Here is a 20,160-nt window from a genome sequence, read left to right on the forward strand (position 1 = left end):
CTGTCCAACGCCCGCTGCCACCCCGGATGATTCCCATTCGGCGGACGTTCACCCATGGTGATCGAAAAGTTACCCGCCGGACAGCACCCGGAGCAGGTCCTCCGCCGTGCGGCAGCGGTCCAGCAGCTCCTTGACGTGGTTGCGGGTGCCGCGCAGCGGTTCCAGCGTGGGCACCCGCTGCAACGAGTCCCGGCCGGGCAGGTCGAAGATCACCGAGTCCCAGGAGGCCGCCGCGACGTGTTCCGCGTACTGCTCCAGGCAGCGCCCGCGGAAGTACGCCCTGGTGTCCTCGGGGGGCTTGGAGACGGCCCGCTCGACCTCGTCCTCGGCGAGCAGCCGCTCGAACCGCCCGCGGGCCACCAGGCGGTTGTAGAGGCCCTTCTCGGGCCGTACGTCGCTGTACTGGAGGTCGACCAGGTGCAGCCGCGGATTGGCCCACTCCAGGGCGTCCCGGCTGCGGTAGCCCTCCAGGATCTCCCGCTTGGCGACCCAGTCCAGCTGTTTGGACAGGGACATCGGGTCGCGCTCCAGCCGGCCCAGGACGTCCTCCCAGCGCGCCAGCACGTCCACCGTCTGCTCGTCCGCGTCGGTGCCGAAGCGGTCCTCGACGTACTTGCGGGCCAGTTCGAAGTACTCCAGCTGGAGCTGGACGGCGGTGAGCCTGCGCCCGTTGCGCAGGGTGATCAGGTGCTTGAGCGTCGGGTCGTGGGAGACCCGGTGCAGGGTGCGCACCGGCTGGTCGACGGCCAGGTCGGCGGCGATGAAGGAGTCCTCGATCATCGCCAGGACCAGGGAGGTGGTGCCCAGCTTGAGGTAGGTGGAGATCTCGGAGAGGTTGGCGTCCCCGATGATCACGTGCAGCCGGCGGTACTTCTCGGCGTCGGCGTGCGGCTCGTCCCTGGTGTTGATGATCGGGCGCTTGAGGGTGGTCTCCAGGCCCACCTCGACCTCGAAGTAGTCCGCCCGCTGGCTGATCTGGAAGCCGTGCGCCGAGCCGTCCTGGCCGATGCCGACCCGGCCGGCGCCGGTGACCACCTGGCGGGAGACGAAGAACGGGGTCAGGTGGCGGACGATGTCGGCGAACGGTGTCGCCCGCTTCATCAGGTAGTTCTCGTGGGTGCCGTAGGAGGCGCCCTTGTTGTCGGTGTTGTTCTTGTACAGGTGGATGTTCTGCCCGTTGGGCAGTTCCAGCGCGCGTTGCGCGGCCGCCGCCATGATCCGCTCGCCGGCCTTGTCCCAGAGCACGGCGTCGCGCGGGTTGGTCACCTCGGGCGAGCTGTACTCGGGGTGCGCGTGGTCCACGTAGAACCGGGCCCCGTTGGTGAGGATGACGTTGGCGAGGCCGATGTCCTCGTCGGTCAGCTGGCTGGCGTCCGCGACCTCGCGGGCCAGGTCGAACCCCCGTGCGTCGCGCAGCGGGTTCTCCTCCTCGAAGTCCCAGCGGGCCCGCCGCGCCCGGTGCATCGCCGCCGCGTACGCGTTGACGATCTGGGACGAGGTGAGCATGGCGTTGGCGTTGGGGTGCCCGGGCACGGAGATCCCGTACTCGGTCTCGATGCCCATCACGCGCCGTACGGTCATGCGGCCCTCCTTGCCCGGTGCGCCGCCCCCGACGGGCGGAGCACTCTGACGTACCGCCGAACAACACCGACGCCGGACTCCTCTGCCCGCGGACGGTGGGTCGAGCCTAGGACCGGGCGCCGACCGGCGGGCCCGGAGACGCGCCGTCCGGCTGCGGGGCCGCGAGGCGCCACAGCCGGACGGTGTGCGTACGGCTCCGGGGCCGCTGCCGGCCCGGTCGACCGCGTGCTTACAGGTACTGCCCCGTGTTGGCGACAGTGTCGATCGAGCGGCCGGACTCGGCGCCCTGCTTGCCGGTGACCAGCGTGCGGATGAAGACGATCCGCTCGCCCTTCTTGCCGGAGATGCGGGCCCAGTCGTCCGGGTTGGTGGTGTTCGGGAGGTCCTCGTTCTCCTTGAACTCGTCCACGCAGGCGGCGAGCAGGTGGGAGACGCGCAGACCGCGCTGGCCGTGGTCGAGGAAGTCCTTGATGGCCATCTTCTTCGCGCGGTCGACGATGTTCTGGATCATCGCGCCGGAGTTGAAGTCCTTGAAGTACAGGACCTCCTTGTCACCGTTGGCGTAGGTGACCTCCAGGAAGCGGTTCTCCTCGGTCTCGGAGTACATCCGCTCCACCACCGACTGGATCATCGCGGCCACCGTGGTGTCGACGGAGCCGTCGTGCTCCTTGAGGTCGTCCGGGTGGAACGGCAGCGAGTCCTTGAGGTACTTGGAGAAGATGTCCTTCGCGGCCTCGGCGTCCGGGCGCTCGATCTTGATCTTGACGTCCAGCCGGCCGGGCCGCAGGATCGCCGGGTCGATCATGTCCTCGCGGTTCGAGGCGCCGATGACGATGACGTTCTCCAGGCCCTCCACGCCGTCGATCTCGGCGAGCAGCTGCGGGACGATGGTGTTCTCCACGTCCGAGCTGACGCCGGAACCGCGGGTGCGGAACAGCGACTCCATCTCGTCGAAGAAGACGATGACGGGCGTGCCCTCGCTCGCCTTCTCCCGGGCCCGCTGGAAGACCAGGCGGATCTGCCGCTCGGTCTCGCCCACGTACTTGTTGAGCAGCTCGGGGCCCTTGATGTTGAGGAAGTAGCTCTTGCCCTGGGGGCGGCCGGTGACCTCGGCGACCTTCTTGGCCAGCGAGTTGGCGACCGCCTTGGCGATCAGCGTCTTGCCGCAGCCGGGCGGGCCGTAGAGCAGCACGCCCTTGGGCGGACGCAGCTCGTACTCCTTGAAGAGGTCGGCGTGCAGGTACGGCAGCTCGACCGCGTCGCGGATCAGCTCGATCTGGTTGCTCAGGCCGCCGATCTGGCGGTAGTCGATGTCCGGGACCTCCTCGAGGACCAGTTCCTCGACCTCGGACTTCGGCACGACCTCGAACACGTAGCCGGAGCGGGGCTCCAGCAGCAGGGCGTCCCCGGGCCTGATGGTCAGCCCGCGCAGCGGCTCGGCGAGCCGCACCACGCGTTCCTCGTCGGTGTGCCCGAGGACGAGGGCGCGTTCGCCGTCCTCCAGGAGCTCCTTGAGGGTGACGATCTCACCGATGTTCTCGAAGGCCATCGCGTCCACGATGTTGAGGGCCTCGTTGAGCATCACTTCCTGGCCGCGCCGCACCTCGTCGAGGGCGACGTCGGGGCTGACGTTCACGCGGAGCTTGCGCCCGCCGGTGAAGATGTCGGCGGTGCCGTCCTCGTTCGCGTCGAGGAAGGTGCCGAAACCGGCCGGGGGCTGTGCCAGCCGGTCCACTTCCTCCTTGAGGGCCACGATCTGGTCGCGGGCCTCACGCAGGGTGGAGGCGAGCCGGTCGTTCTGGGCGGTCACGCCCGCCAGGTTGGTCTGGAGCTCGACGATCCGCTCTTCGAGGATCCTCGAATTGCGCGGCGAGTCGGCGAGCTTGCGGCGCAGCACTGCGATTTCCTGCTCAAGGTACGAGACCTGAGCGGCCTCGTCGGAACCACGAGCGGGCCTGCCGGTGCTGCGGGTGTAGTCGTCATCGTGGGCTGCCACGGTCCTCACCTCCTCCGGGGAGCTGGACGCTTCCAGACCCTACCTGGGACCAGGGGTCCGTAAACCCCTAGATCAAGAAAGATGGAACGGGCGTGTCCGATCTTCGCCCCAGCGTGCTTCCCCTCTGCTAAGGGGATACCCACCGCGCACCACCCAAAGCGGGCCAGATGTATCGTCGAGCGAAGTGATATCCGATCGCGACCACAAGTAGAGGTCCGATCGTTGTACGAATGGCGGGATTGCTCCAGGAATAGGGGCGACCCGGGACAGAAACGGCAGGGGACCATGTCGGTGACCGAGCAGACGGCGGCAGCGGCCGAGGCGCTGGAGGTGTGGATCGACCAGGATCTGTGCACCGGCGACGGCATCTGCGTGCAGTACGCGCCCGAGGTCTTCGAGCTCGACATCGACGGGCTGGCCTACGTGAAGGGCCCGGACGACGAGCTGCGCCAGCAGCCCGGGGACAGTGCCCCGGTGCCGCTGACGATCCTTCAGGACGTGGTGGACTCGGCGAAGGAGTGCCCCGGCGACTGCATTCACGTGCGCCGGGTCGCCGACCGGGTCGAGGTCTACGGCCCGGACGCGGAGTAGTCCGCGTCCGGACGGGTGGCGGTCGTCACACGGCGGAGACCGGGGCGGCGGTCTGGGAGCGTTCCCAGCCGCCGCCCCTGTGCGTCCAGGTGAGGTCGAGTGAGATGTCGGGCTTGAAGCGCGGCACGTCCTCGCTCGAATACCCCTGCGCGTGGCCGGTGATGGCGCCGTCCGAGCGCACCGTGATGCGGCTCACGGTGAGGTTCTCGCGCTCGGGCAGCAGGGTGGCGACCACCTCGGGGCTCCCGCCCCTGCCGAAGCCGAGCAGGAAGACCGCGTCCGGCGGGGTGCCGGTCTCGGCGGCGCAGTGCGCGGCGACCACCGTGCCGGGGCGCCCGTCGCCGAGCTTCGCGGGCACTCTGAGCGCCGTCTTGACCGGGAACGGGCCGCAGTCCAGCGGAAGTTGGGCCAGGGCCGGGTCGGGGGCCGCGCCGGCGGCGAGGGGCCCGGCGGTGCTGCCGTGCACGGGCACCGGGCTGCCGGTCGCCGGCGAGGCCGCGAGCGCGGCGCCCACCACCGCGCCGCAGCCGGCCAGGGCGACGGCCCAGTGCCAGGGGGCGGTTCGCGCGTGCCCGGGCCCGGTACGGCCCCGCGGTGTCTGCTGTCCAGCCGTCGCCGTCGTCCCGACCGCGGTCTCCACCAGGCGTCCCCTCCAGAGCTCCAGGAGCTGGTCTGCGTGAGCGAGCATCGTCCCACACCGTGGCCGGCGGAACGCGAAAGGGGTGGTACGGGCGCAGAGCCCGTACCACCCCTTGACCGTCTGTGGGATCAGCCCAGGTCGGGCTGCTCCGTCTCCGCGCCGAGGGCGGCCTTGCGAGCGGCGGCGCGCTCCTGGAGGGTGGGCTCGGCCGACCCGTTGTCGTAGTCCTCGCCGTACGCGCCCTTGGCCGGGCGGCGGCGGCGCAGCGGCGGGCCGACACCGTCCGCCAGGCGGCGGGCGGTGAGCAGGAAGCCGGTGTGGCCGATCATCCGGTGGTCCGGGCGGACCGCCAGGCCCTCCAGGTGCCAGGTGCGGACCATGGTCTCCCAGGCCTGCGGCTCGGTGAAGGTGCCGTGGTCGCGCAGCGCCTCGACGGTCTTCGACATCTGCGTGGTGGTGGCCACGTAGCAGCAGATGAGGCCGCCGGGGACGAGCGCCTTGGAGGCGACGTCCAGGCACTCCCAGGGGGCGAGCATGTCGAGGATGACGCGGTCGACGTCGGTCTCGACCAGGTTGTCCTGGAGGTCGCCGACGGTGAGCTTCCACGCCGGGTGCGGACCGCCGAAGTAGCGCTCGACGTTCCCCTTGGCGATGTCGGCGAAGTCCTGCCGGCGCTCGTAGGAGGCCAGCGAGCCCTGCTCGCCGACGGCGCGCAGCAGGTACGTGCTGAGCGCGCCCGAGCCGACACCGGCCTCGACGACGCGGGCGCCGGCGAAGATGTCGGCCATCGCCAGGATCTGCCCCGCGTCCTTGGGGTAGATCACGGCGGCGCCGCGCGGCATGGACAGGACGTAGTCGGGGAGCAGGGGACGCAGCGCGAGGTACGGGACGTTCCCCGTCGTACGCACGACCGTGCCCTCGGGAGCGCCGATCAGCTCGTCATGCGGGAACGCACCCTTGTGGGTGTGGAACTGGTTCCCGGCCTGGAGCGTGAACGTGTAGTGGCGACCCTTGGGGTCGGTCAGCTGGACCTGGTCCCCGACCTGGAAGGGCCCGCGTCGGCGGGCGGCACCGGTCGGTTCGGACATGTGCCCAATCCTAAGGGAAGCGGACCGGCTCGCGGGACGCGGGTGATCAGCGGCCGGTGACGGCGGCGGTCAGCCGCTGCTCGATGTCGCTGAGCGCGGCGACGCCGAACACCCGGCCGTCCGGCTCCACCACCAGGTACTCCCCCGCCGGAGTGGCCTGGACGGCCCTCAGCAGGTCCTCGCCGCCGAGGTCGGCGTCCAGCCGTATCCCGGGTTCGAGGTCGCGGGCGAGCGGGCCCACGGCCACCCAGGGGCGGCGGTGCTCGGGCACCGCCCGGACCGCGGACTCGCGCACCAGGGCGATCGGCTCGCCCCGGCCGTCCACCACGATCACCGCGCCGGCCTCGGCCTCACGGGCGCGGCGCAGCGCCTCGCCGAGCGGGGTGTCGGCGGTGACCTCGACGGCCCGCCGGGCCAGCTCGCGCAGCCGCAGGCCGGGCAGCACCTCCTTGAGCCGGGCGTTGCGCAGGCTGCCGGTGGCGCCGTTCCAGATGATCGCGGCGAGCACCGCGGCCAGCACCGCGTCCACCAGGGTGTCGGTGGTGGTCCGCTCGACCCCGCGGGCGGCGCTCGCCAGCGGCAGGCCGAACAGCACCGCGACGGCCAGCCCGCGGCCGACCCAGGCGGCGGCCACCGTGCCGGTCATCGGCTTGCCGCTGATCGCCCAGACGACCGCGCGCAGCATCCGGCCGCCGTCCAGCGGCAGGCCGGGCAGCAGGTTGAAGGCGGCGACCACCAGGTTGGAGACCATCAGGCCGGTGAGCAGCACCCCGGGCACGGTGGACAGCTCCACCGCCCGCACCGCGAGGTAGAACACGCCGCCGAGCAGCAGCGACAGCAACGGGCCGACGAAGGCCAGCCAGAACTCCCGCCAGGGGCTCTGGGCCTCGTTCTCGATCTCCGAGACGCCGCCGAAGAACTGGAGCTGGATCCGCCGCACCCCGAGGTCGTAGCGCAGGGCGACCAGGGTGTGGGCCAGCTCGTGCACCAGGACGGAGGCGTAGAAGGCGACCGCGAAGAAGAACGCGACCAGGTAGCGGGCGCCGCCGAGGTCGGGCAGCACGTCGCCCAGCTGCCCCCCGAACACCCAGGTGATCAGCGCGGCGATGAGGAACCAGGAGGGGGTCACGTAGACGGGCACGCCGAAGGGCCGGCCCATCAGGATGCCGCCGCCGGGCTCGGGCGGCGGCCCGGCCGGGCGCCGGCCGTCGTCGTGCGGTGGCCGTTCGGAGGGTCGCTGCCCCCTGCTGTCGCTCACCGTGATCCCTTCGGTCGTCTCCCCCGTCGTGCCCCGGTGCGCCCACGCTACGTGATCGCGGGCCGCGGGCGCTGCGGGCCCCTCCTTCTGGCTTCATACCCACTCCTCCGCCGCTGCGGCAGCACCGTGGCAGCGGGATGACAGCAAAGGGCAATAGGCTCGTGGCCATGCAGCACACCGAGACCAGCAGTGCCGCCGGGCGTCCGGCGGCACCTCCGACCGGGCTCTCCCCGTCCCGCGCGGGGGACTTCCTCACCTGTCCCCTGCTGTACCGGCTGCGGGTGATCGACCGGCTGCCGGAGCCGCCGAGCGCGGCGGCGACCAGGGGCACCCTGGTGCACGCGGTGCTGGAGCGGCTGTTCGACAGCCCGGCGGCCGACCGGACGCCGGAGCGGGCGCTGGGCCTGCTGCGCCCGCAGTGGGAGCGGCTGCTGGGCGAGCGCCCCGAACTGGGCGGGCTGTTCCCCGACGACCCGGACGGCGCCGCGCTCACCCGCTGGCTGGCGGACGCCGAGAAGTTGGTCGGCCAGTGGTTCCGGCTGGAGGACCCGACCCGGCTGCACCCGGCGGAGCGGGAGCTCTACGTGGAGACGGCCCTGGAGTCCGGGCTGCTGCTGCGCGGCTACATCGACCGGGTGGACGTCGCCCCGACCGGTGAGGTCCGGCTGGTGGACTACAAGACCGGCCGGGCGCCCTCGCGGGACTTCGAGGGCAAGGCGATGTTCCAGATGAAGTTCTACGCCCTGGTGGTGTGGCGCTGGAAGGGCGTGATCCCCAGGCGCCTCCAACTGGTCTACCTCGGCGGTGGCGGGGACGTGGTCTCGTACGACCCGGACCAGGCTGACCTGCTCGCGGTGGAGCGCAAGCTCCAGGCGCTGTGGGAGCGGATCGGCCAGGCGGTGGCCACCGGGGACTTCCCGGCCACCCGCAACCGCCTCTGCGACTGGTGTGACCACCAGGCCAGCTGCCCGGAGTTCGGCGGCACCCCGCCGCCGTACCCGCTGCCGGTGGCTCGTACGTCGGATGAAAGCGATCCCACGGGGGATCCGATGAACAAGGAGTCCTAGGTGACGATCCGAGTGCTGCTGGTCGACGACCAGCCGCTGCTTCGCACCGGTTTCCGGATGATTCTGGAGGCCGAGTCCGACCTCGTGGTGGTCGGCGAGGCCGGCGACGGCCAGCAGGCGCTGGACCAGGTGCGGGCGCTCCAGCCCGACGTGGTGCTGATGGACATCCGGATGCCCAGGATGGACGGCGTCGAGGCGACCCGCCGGATCGCCGGCCCCGGCCGGGACGGCCCGGCCAAGGTGCTGGTGCTGACCACCTTCGACCTGGACGAGTACGTGGTGGAGGCGCTGCGCGCGGGCGCCAGCGGCTTCCTGCTGAAGGACGTCCCGGCCGAGGAGCTGGTGCAGGCGATCCGGGTGGTCGCGGACGGCGCGGCGATGCTGGCGCCGAGCATCACCCGCCGGCTGCTGGACATGTACGCCACCAAGCTGCCCTCGGGCGACGAGGCGCCGCCGCAGGCGCTGAGCGCGCTGACGGAGCGTGAGCTGGAGGTGCTGAAGCTGGTGGCGCGCGGGCTGTCGAACGCGGAGATCGCGGCCGAGCTGTTCGTCAGCGAGACCACCGTGAAGACCCACGTGGGCCACGTGCTGACGAAGCTCCAGCTGCGCGACCGGGTGCAGGCGGCGGTGTACGCCTACGAGAGCGGGCTGGTCCGCCCGGGCGCCCTCTGAGGCCCGCCGCGGCCCCCCGGGGCGCGCGGAAACGTCACGGCGGCCCGCCCGCATCCCCCGTACCGGTGGGGGATGCGGGCGGGCCGCCGTCCTGCGGGCGCTACTTGTTGGTCCGGCCGATCTCCCAGAAGCGGAAGTAGCCGGTGGTGTCGACGGTGGACTCGACGCCGGTGACGTACGAGCGGGACGCGAAGAAGGACTTGTTCTGGTACAGCGGGATCAGCGGCACGGACTCGGCCTCGATCTGCTGGATCTGCGCGTAGGTGCCGGCCGCGGCGCTGCGGTCGGTCTGCTTGAGGCCGTCCGGCACCAGCTTCCCGCTGATCCGCTGGTCGTCCCAACCGTGGTGGTAGGCACCGCCGTTGACCAGCAGCGGGGCGAGGTAGTTGTCCGGGTCCGGGTAGTCGGCGAACCAGCCGATGATGTACGCCTGGTACTTGCTCTCGGTCCAGCCCTTGCGGTACGAGTCCCAGTCCGGCTCCTGGGCCAGCGTCACCTGGAAGAGGCCGCCGGTCTCCAGCTGCTTCTTCAGGGTCTCGGCCTCGTTGCTGCCGGCCCGCGAACGGGACCAGGTCAGGGTGAACTTGACCGGGGTCTGGACCTTGGCGTCGGTGAGTATCTTCTTGGCCTTGGCCACGTCCTGGTCGCCGTAGCGGTCGAAGAAGGCCGTGGTGTGGCCGGGGAGGCCGGCCGGGACCAGCGAGTAGAGCGCCTGGACGGTGCGGGCGAAGACGTCGCGGGCGAGCGCCTTGCGGTCCATCAGCTGGGCCGCGGCCTGCCGGACGGCGACGTTGCTCATCAGCTGGTCCTTGGTGTTGAAGACCAGCGAACGGGTGTCGTTGCTGTCGCCCTCGGTCACCTGGAGGTCGGTCTTGCCGCCCTGCTGGTCGGAGCGGACCTGCGCGGCGGTGTTCGGCTCCAGGCTGTTGTCGGTGAGGTCGACCTCGCCCTTGTCCAGCGCCGTCTTCAGGTCGTCCGGCTTGTCGAAGTACCGCACGGTGAACTTGCCGTTGCGCCGCTTGGCCTCGCCGCCGTACTTGTCGTTGGCCGACAGCACGACCTTGCCCAGCTGCTTGCCGCCGCTCATGTTCTCGACCGAGTCGATGCGGTACGGGCCGGAGCCGATCAGCTTGTCGTTGGGGACGACCTTGTCGGCGGGGTAGGCCTGGTGGTCCACGATGGCGCCGGCCGGGCTCGCCAGCTTGGCCGGCAGGGTGGCGTCGGGCGTGGAGAGGTGGAACAGCACCTCGTTGTCGCCCTTGGCCTCGACGGACTTGATCGAGTCGAGCAGCTCGGCCGGACCGTTCGGGTCGTTGATCTTCTTGGTGCGCTCGATCGAGAAGACCACGTCCTGGGCGGTCATCGGGTGCCCGTTGGAGAACTTCAGACCGGGCTTCAGGACGCAGTGGTACTCGGTGGCCTCGCCACCGGTGAACTCACAGGACTGCGCGGCGTCCGGGGACGGCGCACTGGCGGCCGCCTGGAAGGTGAGCAGCGACTGGAAGGTGTTGCGCAGCAGCAGCCAGGAACCGGAGTCGTAGGCGGCGGCCGGGTCCAGGACACCGGTCAGCTGACTGGTGCCCATGGTGATCGACTTGCCGCCGTCCCCCTTGACCACGTCGGTCACCGATCCGCAGCCCGCCACCGAAACGGCGACCAGGCCGGCGCATCCGAGTGCTGCCAGGCGTTCAGCTGAAGTCTTCACGAGGCGCGTCCTTCTGGGTGGCACGAATCTGGAGTAGCGTGCCATATCGAACACGCACGACCGATACCCGTGCAGATGACGTTTGGGACACGGTGGTTCAGGGCATCGCGGCGCACCCGACGAGTTGTCAGCCAATGCCCGTTTTCTCCCCCGGCGACTCCGGTCCGGAGCCCCGTCAGATCGCGTACCGGCGGGTAGGTCCGGGTCGCAATGAGATGACTATCACACTCGGGAAGCGACCAGCGAACGCAACAGGTCGAGGTCGACCCGCTCCAGCGAGGGCAGCACCAGCCGCCCGGGAGCCGGCTCGATCGCCGCCACCGAGGGCACCGCGACGACCGGGCAGCCGGCCGCCTCGCCCGCCTGCACCCCGGCCGGGGTGTCCTCGACCACCACGCAGCGGGACGGCTCCGCGCCCAGCCGCCGGGCCGCCTCCAGGTACGGGTCGGGGAACGGCTTGGTGCGCGGCACCTCGTCCCCTCCGATGGTGAAGGCGAAGTGGTGGGCGCCCAGCGAGCGCAGCACGATGTCGATCACGTGCCGGTGCGAGGCGGACACCAGGGCGGCCGGGACGCCGTGCGCGGCAAGGGTGTTGAGCAGCCGTTCGGCACCCGGCATGAGCGGCACGCCGCCGGCCAGCAGGTCGACGAAGCGCTGGTTGACCAGCACGCCGAGCTCGGCCGGCGCGATGTCCACGCCCGTCCTGGCGACCAGGTAGTCCATCACCCTGGTCATCGGGCCGCCGACCACGTGGGCGCGGTCCGCCTCGTCCAGCTCGTGGCCCAGCTCGGCGAAGAGCGAGGCCTCGGCCTGCCACCAGAAGTCCTCCGTGTCCACCAGGGTCCCGTCCATGTCCAGCAGCACCGCCTGGAGCCCGCGGTCGTCCCCGTGGTCGAGGAGGCGCGTGGCGGTGGAACTGGTCGTCATGGTGGGGTCCTTCCGGCAGGCCCGGGGCGTTCCGGGGAAGGGCGCGGGCCGGCCCGCTGGTGAGCGGACCGGCCCGTTCGGGATCATCCAGGATACGCCCGCTCCGTCCGGAAGGAGCGGACGCGGGGCGAACCGGGGGTTACCGGGCGTTGAAGTACTTCGCCTCCGGGTGGTGGATCACGATCGCGTCCGTCGACTGCTCCGGGTGGAGCTGGAACTCCTCGGAGAGCACCACGCCGATCCGCTCCGGCTTCAGCAGCTCGGCGATCTTGGCCCGGTCCTCCAGCTCGGGGCAGGCCCCGTAGCCGAGCGAGAAGCGGGCGCCGCGGTACTTGAGCGCGAACATGTCCCTGACGTCCTGCGGGTCCTCGCCGGAGAAGCCGAGCTCGAAGCGGACCCGCGCGTGCCAGAACTCGGCCAGCGCCTCGGCCAGCTGCACCGAGAGGCCGTGCAGCTCCAGGTAGTCGCGGTAGGAGTTCCCGGCGAACAGCTCGTTGGCCGCCTCCGAGATCCGGTTGCCCATGGTGACCACCTGGAGGCCCACGACGTCCCGCACCCCGGACTCCTCCGGGCGGAAGAAGTCGGCCAGGCAGAGCCGCCGCCCGCGCCGCTGGCGCGGGAAGGTGAAGCGGGTCCGCTCGGTGCCGTCCTCGTGGAAGACGATCAGGTCGTCGCCCTTGGAGTTGGCCGGGTAGTAGCCGTAGACCACGGCCGCCTCCAGCCAGCCCTCGGTCTGGAGCCGGTCCAGCCAGGCGCGCAGCCGCGGCCGGCCCTCGGTCTCCACCAGCTCCTCGTACGAGGGGCCGTCGCCGGCCCTGGAGGCCTTCAGCCCCCACTGCCCCTTGAACAGCGCGTCCTCGTCCAGCCAGGAGGCGTAGTCAGCGAACGGGATGCCCTTGACGATCCGGTCGCCCCAGAACGGCGGGGAGGGCACGGTGTTCTCGACGGTGACGTCGGAGCGGATCTGGCCGAGGTTCACCTCGGGCTCCGGCTCCTCCACCTCGACCCTGGCGTGCCGGCGCTGCTTGAGCTCCGGCAGGGCCGCGCCGGGCACGCCGCGCTTGACCGCGATCAGCGCGTCCATCAGCCGCAGGCCCTCGAAGGCGTCCCTGGCGTAGCGGACCTCGCCCTCGTAGATCTCGTGCAGGTCCTGCTCGACGTAGGCCCGGGTGAGCGCGGCACCGCCGAGGATCACCGGGTAGCTCGCGGCCAGCTTGCGCTGGTTCAGCTCCTGGAGGTTCTCCTTCATGATCACCGTGGACTTCACCAGCAGGCCCGACATCCCGATCACGTCCGCGTTGTGCTCCTGCGCCGCGTCCAGGATCGCCGCGACCGGCTGCTTGATGCCCAGGTTGACCACGTTGTAGCCGTTGTTGGACAGGATGATGTCGACCAGGTTCTTGCCGATGTCGTGGACGTCGCCCTTGACGGTGGCCAGCACGATGGTGCCCTTGCCCTCGCTGTCGGACTTCTCCATGAACGGCTCCAGGTGGGCCACCGCGGTCTTCATCACCTCGGCGGACTGGAGCACGAACGGGAGCTGCATCTGACCGGAGCCGAAGAGCTCGCCGACCACCTTCATGCCGGCCAGCAGGGTCTCGTTGATGATCTCCAGCGCCGGGCGCCCGGCCAGCGCCTCGTCCAGGTCCGCCTCCAGGCCCTTGCGCTCGCCGTCGATGATCCGGCGCTGGAGCCGCTCGTCCAGCGGGAGCGCGGCCAGTTCCTCGGCCTTGGAGGCCCTGACCGAGGCGGCGGAGACGTTGGCGAACAGCTCCAGCAGGCGCTGCAGCGGGTCGTAGCCGTCCCGGCGGCGGTCGTAGACCAGGTCGAGCGCCGTCTCGCGCTGCTCCTCGGGGATGCGGGAGATCGGCAGGATCTTGGAGGCGTGCACGATCGCCGAGTCCAGGCCGGCCTCCACGCACTCGTGCAGGAAGACCGAGTTGAGCACCACCCGGGCGGCCGGGTTGAGGCCGAAGGAGATGTTGGACAGGCCCAGGGTGGTCTGCACCTTCGGGTGGCGGCGCTTGAGCTCGCGGATCGCCTCGATGGTCTCGACGCCGTCCTTGCGGGACTCCTCCTGGCCGGTGGCCAGGGTGAAGGTGAGGCAGTCGACCAGGATCGAGCCCTCGTCGACGCCGTAGTCGGCGGTGAGTTCGGCGATCAGCCGCTCGGCGATCTCGACCTTGTGCCGGGCGGTGCGGGCCTGGCCCTCCTCGTCGATGGTCAGCGCGATCAGGCCGGCGCCGTGCTCGCGCGCCAGCGAGGCGATCCTCCCGAACCGCGAGTCCGGGGCGTTGCCGTCCTCGTAGTTGACCGAGTTGAGCACCGCGCGGCCGCCGAGCGCCTCCAGGCCGGCCCGCAGCACGTCCGGCTCGGTCGAGTCCAGCACGATCGGCAGGGTGGAGGCGGTGGCCAGCCGGCCCGCGATCTCCTTCATGTCGGCGACGCCGTCGCGACCGACGTAGTCCACGCAGAGGTCCAGCAGGTGGGAGCCGTCCCTGATCTGGTCGCGGGCGATCTCCACGCAGGCCTGCCAGTCGCCGGCCAGCATCGACTCGCGGAACTTCTTCGAGCCGTTGGCGTTGGTGCGCTCGCCGATCGCCAGGTACGAGGTGTCCTGGCGGAACGGCACCGCCTGGTACAGCGAGGCCGCCGAGGACTCGGGCTGCGGGTCGCGCGGGGTGACCGGGCGGCCCTGGACCCGCTCGACCACCTGGCGCAGGTGCTCGGGGGTGGTGCCGCAGCAGCCGCCGACCAGCGAGAGGCCGTACTCGCGGGTGAACACGTCGTGGGCGTCGGCCAGTTCGGCCGGGGAGAGCGGGTAGTGGGCGCCGTCCTTGCCGAGCACCGGCAGGCCCGCGTTCGGCATGCAGGACAGGCCGATCCTGGCGTTCTTCGCCAGGTAGCGCAGGTGCTCGCTCATCTCGGCCGGGCCGGTGGCGCAGTTGAGGCCGATGTAGTCCACGCCCAGCGGCTCCAGCGCGGTGAGCGCGGCGCCGATCTCGGAACCGAGCAGCATGGTGCCGGTGGTCTCCACCGTCACCTGCACCAGCACCGGCAGGTCGAGGCCGGCCTCGGCCAGCGCCCGCTTGGAGCCCAGGATGGCGGCCTTGGTCTGGAGCAGGTCCTGGCTGGTCTCGACCAGCAGCGCGTCGGCGCCGCCGGCGATCAGACCGGCCGCGTTCTCCTTGAACCCGTCGCGCAGCGTCTCGTACGGGGCGTGGCCGAGCGTCGGCAGCTTGGTGCCGGGGCCGATCGAGCCGAGCACCCAGCGGGTGCGGCCGTCGGCGGCGGCGTGGGCGTCGGCCACCTCGCGGGCGATCCTGGCGCCGGACTCGGACAGCTCGAAGATCCGGCCCGCGATCTCGTACTCACCCAGCGCGCTGAAGTTGGCGCCGAAGGTGTTGGTCTCCACGCAGTCCACGCCCACACCGAAGTAGGCCTCGTGGACGGACCGGACGATGTCGGGGCGGGTGACGTTGAGGACCTCGTTGCAGCCTTCGAGGTTCTGGAAGTCCTCCAGCGTCGGATCCTGCGCCTGGAGCATGGTGCCCATGGCACCGTCGGCGACCACCACCCGGGTGGCCAGCGCTTCGCGCAGCGCGTTCGCGCGGCTCTGCTGAGTGATGGACGGGGTGGCGGCAATGGCCATGGGGCTTCTCCCTGGTGCGACGGCTGTCGGCTTTGCGACCCGCTTGCTCGGGCACGCACGTGGCCAGAGTATCCGGCCCACGGCTCGGCCCGCCGTTCCATTCCGTATCCTGAGCGCTCGACCGCAAGGGGGGAGCAAGCGCGTGGCCGGATTCCGGACCTCCGCGCGGCGTGCCGGTCGGGCCCTGGGGGCCCCGTTCCGCGCGCTGCGCGACCGCTGGCGGGCCTGGTCCCGGTGGCGCCGGGCCCTGCTGGTCCTGGCCCTGGTGGCGGCCGTGCCGGCCACCGCGCTGGGCTCGGTGTTCGTGGTGTTCCGGCTGCACTACACCGGCGAGCCCGCCGCCGAGGCCCGTACCAGGGGCCGGGACGCGCTCTGGCTCGGCCACGCCTGGGTGGACGGCCGCAGGACCGAGGCGGACGTGGCCGCACTGGTCCGGCAACTGGCCGGAACCGGCATCAGGGACCTGTACGTGCACACCGGACCGCTGGAGCACGACGGCTCGCTGCCGCCCGCCGTGCACCCCAGGGGCCGCTGGTTCACCGACACCGTGCACCGGGCCCTGCCCGGGGTGCGCCTGCAGAGCTGGCTGGGGGACGAGGTCAGGCCGGAGAAGGACGGCCTGGACCTGGAGGACGGCCCCACCCGGGACCGGGTCACCGCCTCCGCCCGCCAGGTGCTGGACCTCGGCTTCGACGGCGTGCACTTCGACATGGAGCCGATCCGCCCCGGTTCGGCCGGCTGGCTGGCCCTGCTCGACCAGGTCCGCCCGGTCACCGCGGCGCGCGGCGCCGAGCTGTCGGTGGCGGCCCCCCAGATCGACCCGGTCCCCGGCCTGCACACGGCCGGCATCCTGCTCACCGGCCACGGCAAGTGGTGGGACGCGGCGTACTTCACCGAGACCGCCCGCCGAGTCGACCAGATCGCGGTGATGAGCTACGACACCTCGATGCCCACCGAGCCGCTGTACGGCGGCTACGTCGCCCGGCAGACCGAGCTGGCGCTGCGGGCCACCCCGGCGGACGTGGACCTGCTGATGGGCCTGCCGTTCTTCTGGGACGACAAGTGGGGCCACTGGGGCGACGCCGAGACCGTCCGGGCGGCCGTCCGGGGCGTCCGGCTGGGCCTGGGCCGGGAGGACCGGCGGCGGGCGAACTTCGGCGTCGCGCTGTACGTGGACTTCGCCTCGCTGCCCGAGCACTGGGCCGCGTACCGCAGCGGCTGGGTGGCCCCGGAGTAGCGGCGCCGCCGGCGGACCGGCGGGACCGTGCCACGACGGGGCGACCGTCACGCCGTGGCACGATCCGCATACTCTCCGCCTTCGTCGATTACCTGACGGACCGTCAGTCCCGGGCTCCCGATATCCGCTGGATCGGGGCGGTCCGCTCCCCCAGACTGTCCCGGTGCCCGGCCGCGGTGCGCATCAAAGCCCGTAGGCTGGGCAGGTAGGGACCATGGAGCGAGGCGTTCCATGGGAGACGAGAGGTTCGACAGTCGGCAGCCGGCCCGTCGGCGCCCCGGCAGGCCAGCCGGGGCGGCGCAGGTCCGACCGCCGACCGGAGGGAGACGCTGGGTGATCGAGCTGGAAGATGTTCCCGAGTTGATCGACCCGGTGATGGTCTGCGCGTTCGAGGGCTGGAACGACGCGGGCGACGCCGCCTCCGCGGCTCTGGCGCATCTGGACGAGACCTGGAGCGGCAAGGTGTTCGCCGCCCTGGACGCGGAGGACTACTACGACTTCCAGGTCAACCGGCCCACGATCTGGCTGGACGGCGGCGTCCGCCGGATCACCTGGCCGACCACCCGGCTCTCGGTGGTCCGGGTCACGGAGCCGACGACCAGGGACATCGTGCTGGTCCGCGGCATCGAGCCGAGCATGCGCTGGCGCTCGTTCTGCAACGAGCTGCTGGGCTTCGCGCACGAGCTGGGCGTCGAGCTGGTGGTGATCCTGGGCGCGCTGCTCGGGGACACCCCGCACAGCCGCCCGGTGCCGGTCAGCGGGGTCACCTCCGATCCCGAGCTGGCCCGCCGGCTGGACCTGGAGGAGAGCCGCTACGAGGGCCCCACCGGCATCGTCGGGGTGCTCCAGGAGGCCTGCACCCACGCCGGAGTGCCGGCCGTGACGCTCTGGGCGGCCGTGCCCCACTACGTCTCCCAGCCGCCGAACCCCAAGGCCACGCTGGCCCTGGTCAACAAGCTGGAGGACCTGCTCGACCTGCGCATCCCGCCGGGCGAGCTGGGCGAGGACGCCAGGGCCTGGCAGCTCGGCGTGGACCAGCTGGCCGCCGAGGACAGCGAGGTGGCCGAGTACGTCCAGCAGTTGGAGGAGGCGCAGGACACCGCGGAGCTGCCGGAGGCCTCCGGGGACGCCATCGCCCGCGAGTTCGAGCGCTACCTGCGCCGCCGGGAGAACGTCGGGCCGACCGGCGAGAAGCCGGTGGCCGGGCACGCCACCGCGGAGCGGCCGGCCGATCCGGAGACGCCGGGCACCGCCAGGGAGAGCCAGGACGGCGCCGAGGACGAGTAGCCCGCGCCCACGGGCGCCGGAACCGCCGAAGGGGCGTCAGGACCAGGTGTCCTGACGCCCCTTCGGCGTGTGGTGCGGGGCCCCTGGCCTACAGCGCGACGCCGAGCAGGGCGTCCACGGTGCGGGTCACCAGACCGGGCGCGCCGATGTCGGTGCCGCCCTCGGCCTCCTGCCGGGCCGCCCAGCGGTCGACCGCGGCCAGCGCGGCGGGCGCGTCCAGGTCGTTCGCGAGCGCGGCCCTGACCTCGGTGAGCAGCTGCTCGCCGGCCGGGCCGTCCGGACGGGAGACCGCGGCGCGCCAGCGGGCGAGGCGCTCGACGGCATCGTCCAGGGTGCTCTTGGTCCACTCCCAGTCCGCGCGGTAGTGGTGCGCGAGCAGCGCCAGGCGGATCGCCGCCGGGTCGACGCCCTCGCGGCGCAGCGCCGAGACGAAGACCAGGTTGCCGCGGGACTTGGACATCTTGTGGCCGTCCAGGCCGACCATGCCGGCGTGCACGTACGCCTTGGCGTACGGGTGGGTGCCGGTGGCGACCTGGGCGTGCGCGGCGCCCATCTCGTGGTGCGGGAAGGAGAGGTCGCTGCCGCCGCCCTGGATGTCGAAGGACATCCCGAGGTACTGGAGGGCGATGGCGACGCACTCGATGTGCCAGCCGGGCCGGCCGTGGCCGAGCTCGGTGTCCCAGGCGGGCTCGCCCGGGCGGGCGGCCAGCCAGAGCAGGGCGTCCAGCGGGTTGCGCTTGCCCGGGCGGTCCGGGTCGCCGCCGCGCTCGGCGAAGACCGGGCGCATGGCCTCGGCGGTGAGGCCGGAGACCTCGCCGAAGTGCGGGTCGGCGTCGACCGAGAAGTAGATGTCGCCGTCCACCTGGTAGGCGGCGCCCGCGGCCAGGAGCTTCTGGACGATCGGGACGATCCACGGGATCGACTCGACGGCGCCGATGTAGTGGGCCGGCGGAAGCATCCGCAGCGCGGTCATGTCCTCGCGGAACAGGGCCGTCTCGCGCTCGGCGAGGGCGGTCCAGTCCTGACCGGTCTCGACCGCGCGGGCGAGCAGCGGGTCGTCGACGTCGGTCACGTTCTGGATGTACAGGACGTCGTGGCCGGCGTCCTTCCAGACGCGCTGCACCAGGTCGAACGCGTTGTAGGTGGCGGCGTGGCCCATGTGGGTCGCGTCGTAGGGGGTGATGCCGCAGACGTAGATCCGGGCGGTGCCGTCCTGCGGCACCACCTCGCGGACCGTTCCCGCTGCGGTGTCGTGGATGCGGAGGGGGAGCCCCTGACCAGGCAGGGCGGGAACCTCGGAGGCGGGCCAGGCATGCATGGAAACAACTTTAACCTTGCGAACATTTGAAAGCCCAACCAGTGCGGAAGATCGACTGGATTCGCTTCCTGGCGTTGCCCGGCGGTTTCCCGACTGGTAGTGAACGGAACCGCCCGGCTCCGGGCGCGGGTGAGCGCCCGGTCGACCCTGCCGCCGACCGGGCGCCCGGCACCCCTGGGGATGCGGCCGGAGCCGCTACGACCGCTTCCAGAGGGCCGGCACGTTCGGCGGCTCCCAGCCGGCCATGGCGGTGTGGCCCTGGAGGCAGGTGTAGGAGACGCCGGAGTAGGTCACGCGGTCGCCCGCGTTGTACAGGGTGCCCGGGGTCCAGGTGCCGCCGGGCGGCGTGGTCGGACCACCCGTGTTGGTGGCGGTGGGCGTGGGCGTGGTGGGCGTCGGGCTCGGCGTGCCGGGCGTCTGCGCGACGTTCAGCACGAAGTCGAAGCTGCCTTCGCGGGTGTTGCCGTTCTGCCGGACGTTCATCAGCAGCCGGGCGTCGTAGATGGTGTCCGTGCTGTTGCGCGGCTCGCCCGGGAAGTACAGCTGGGTGGTGACGATCGGGCGGCCGGGGGCCTGGAGCTTGACGTGGATGTGCCGGGTGCGGCCCGGGTAGAGGCCGGGCACGATGGTGTCCAGCTTGTACGCGCCGTTGGCGTCGGTGAACTGGTGGCCGCGGAAGGTGTAGGTGACGTTGTCGTAGTCGCCGTTGTTGTCCGCCTGCCAGAAGTCCAGCAGTACGCCGGAGATGGGCCGGCAGGCGCGGCCGAAGACGAAGCCGCTGACGATCAGGTGGGTGCCGGGGCCGTCGTTGACCATCGAGCTGCGCAGCGGGGAGTTGGGCTTGAAGTACGGGCCCTCCGTCTGCTCGATGGTGGGGGCGTCCCCGTCGTGGCACTCGGGGGTGAGGCTGAGCGGTTCGCCGGTGCCGGCCTGGTCCCGGGCCAGGGCGACTCCGCCGCCGACCAGCAGCGGGGCAGCCCCTAGCGCGGCGGCGGCCTTGAGGACGGACTTGCGGCTGATCATGCCGTCGGGCGTGGGCATGCGCCGTCTCCTTTTCGTGAGGCGGGGGGTGGGGGCGGCCCTTGCCATGGTGGGGGCATGACAAGGGCCGGACCGGTCGCCCGTCCACGCGCGCCGGACC

Annotated in this window: 15 protein-coding genes; 5 read left to right on the forward strand and 10 right to left on the reverse strand. The window is 71.6% G+C overall.

Going from position 1 to position 20,160, the window contains the following annotated elements:
* Positions 1–69: 69 nt before the first annotated feature.
* On the reverse strand, positions 70–1,581 hold the full coding sequence (dop, locus tag ACIQOW_RS22760; protein ID WP_401087669.1) for a depupylase/deamidase Dop: 1,512 nt from the start codon (positions 1,579–1,581) through the stop codon (positions 70–72).
* Between the two features lie 229 nt (positions 1,582–1,810).
* The gene (gene arc / locus ACIQOW_RS22765; protein WP_188299083.1) at positions 1,811–3,577 is read right to left on the reverse strand and encodes a proteasome ATPase; all 1,767 of its coding nucleotides are present in this window, start codon (positions 3,575–3,577) and stop codon (positions 1,811–1,813) included.
* Positions 3,578–3,862: 285 nt separating this feature from the next.
* Between arc and ACIQOW_RS22770 the strand changes: the two genes are divergently transcribed.
* Positions 3,863–4,168, forward strand: a complete 306-nt coding sequence (locus ACIQOW_RS22770) for a ferredoxin (protein ID WP_401087672.1) — start codon at positions 3,863–3,865, stop codon at positions 4,166–4,168.
* Between the two features lie 25 nt (positions 4,169–4,193).
* On the opposite strand, the gene ACIQOW_RS22775 is transcribed toward ACIQOW_RS22770, so the two are convergent.
* The 3 genes from ACIQOW_RS22775 to ACIQOW_RS22785 all read right to left on the reverse strand — a co-directional run bounded on the left by ACIQOW_RS22775 (position 4,194) and on the right by ACIQOW_RS22785 (position 7,160).
* Positions 4,194–4,856, reverse strand: a complete 663-nt coding sequence (locus ACIQOW_RS22775; RefSeq protein ID WP_401087674.1) for a hypothetical protein — start codon at positions 4,854–4,856, stop codon at positions 4,194–4,196.
* Between the two features lie 80 nt (positions 4,857–4,936).
* Positions 4,937–5,896, reverse strand: coding sequence for a tRNA (adenine-N1)-methyltransferase (locus tag ACIQOW_RS22780; RefSeq protein WP_401087676.1), 960 nt, complete (start codon positions 5,894–5,896; stop codon positions 4,937–4,939).
* A gap of 46 nt (positions 5,897–5,942) precedes the next feature.
* Positions 5,943–7,160 (reverse strand): site-2 protease family protein, encoded by a 1,218-nt coding sequence (locus tag ACIQOW_RS22785; RefSeq protein WP_401087762.1) that lies wholly within the window; start codon positions 7,158–7,160, stop codon positions 5,943–5,945.
* A 161-nt stretch (positions 7,161–7,321) separates the two neighbouring features.
* Here ACIQOW_RS22785 and ACIQOW_RS22790 point away from each other — a divergent pair, with 161 nt between their 5' ends.
* The gene (locus ACIQOW_RS22790; RefSeq protein WP_401087678.1) at positions 7,322–8,221 is read left to right on the forward strand and encodes a RecB family exonuclease; all 900 of its coding nucleotides are present in this window, start codon (positions 7,322–7,324) and stop codon (positions 8,219–8,221) included.
* Positions 8,222–8,893, forward strand: coding sequence for a response regulator transcription factor (locus ACIQOW_RS22795; protein WP_188299078.1), 672 nt, complete (start codon positions 8,222–8,224; stop codon positions 8,891–8,893).
* A 100-nt stretch (positions 8,894–8,993) separates the two neighbouring features.
* Here the strand turns inward: ACIQOW_RS22795 and ACIQOW_RS22800 are convergent, their stop codons facing one another.
* The 3 genes from ACIQOW_RS22800 to metH form a co-directional block, all read right to left on the reverse strand.
* Positions 8,994–10,598, reverse strand: coding sequence for an ABC transporter substrate-binding protein (locus ACIQOW_RS22800; RefSeq protein ID WP_401087679.1), 1,605 nt, complete (start codon positions 10,596–10,598; stop codon positions 8,994–8,996).
* A 222-nt stretch (positions 10,599–10,820) separates the two neighbouring features.
* Positions 10,821–11,525, reverse strand: a complete 705-nt coding sequence (locus ACIQOW_RS22805; RefSeq protein WP_401087680.1) for an HAD family hydrolase — start codon at positions 11,523–11,525, stop codon at positions 10,821–10,823.
* Positions 11,526–11,664: 139 nt separating this feature from the next.
* Positions 11,665–15,177 carry a methionine synthase gene (metH, locus tag ACIQOW_RS22810; RefSeq protein ID WP_401087682.1) on the reverse strand — a complete coding sequence of 1,171 codons (3,513 nt, stop codon included), beginning with the start codon at positions 15,175–15,177 and terminating at the stop codon, positions 11,665–11,667.
* A 142-nt stretch (positions 15,178–15,319) separates the two neighbouring features.
* On the opposite strand from metH, the gene ACIQOW_RS22815 reads away from it, so the two are divergent.
* Positions 15,320–16,414 (forward strand): hypothetical protein, encoded by a 1,095-nt coding sequence (locus tag ACIQOW_RS22815; RefSeq protein WP_401087684.1) that lies wholly within the window; start codon positions 15,320–15,322, stop codon positions 16,412–16,414.
* A gap of 333 nt (positions 16,415–16,747) precedes the next feature.
* Positions 16,748–17,701: a PAC2 family protein gene (locus ACIQOW_RS22820; RefSeq protein ID WP_188299074.1), complete on the forward strand. Its 954-nt coding sequence runs from the start codon at positions 16,748–16,750 to the stop codon at positions 17,699–17,701.
* 88 nt (positions 17,702–17,789) lie between these two features.
* On the opposite strand, the gene mshC is transcribed toward ACIQOW_RS22820, so the two are convergent.
* Positions 17,790–19,019 (reverse strand): cysteine--1-D-myo-inosityl 2-amino-2-deoxy-alpha-D-glucopyranoside ligase, encoded by a 1,230-nt coding sequence (gene mshC, locus ACIQOW_RS22825; RefSeq protein ID WP_188299073.1) that lies wholly within the window; start codon positions 19,017–19,019, stop codon positions 17,790–17,792.
* 195 nt (positions 19,020–19,214) lie between these two features.
* Positions 19,215–20,060, reverse strand: a complete 846-nt coding sequence (locus tag ACIQOW_RS22830; RefSeq protein ID WP_401087687.1) for a carbohydrate-binding protein — start codon at positions 20,058–20,060, stop codon at positions 19,215–19,217.
* Between the last annotated feature and the right edge of the window lie 100 nt (positions 20,061–20,160).

Origin of the sequence: Kitasatospora sp. NPDC091335 (assembly GCF_044757205.1) — a bacterium.
Classification (GTDB): Bacteria; Actinomycetota; Actinomycetes; order Streptomycetales; family Streptomycetaceae; genus Kitasatospora.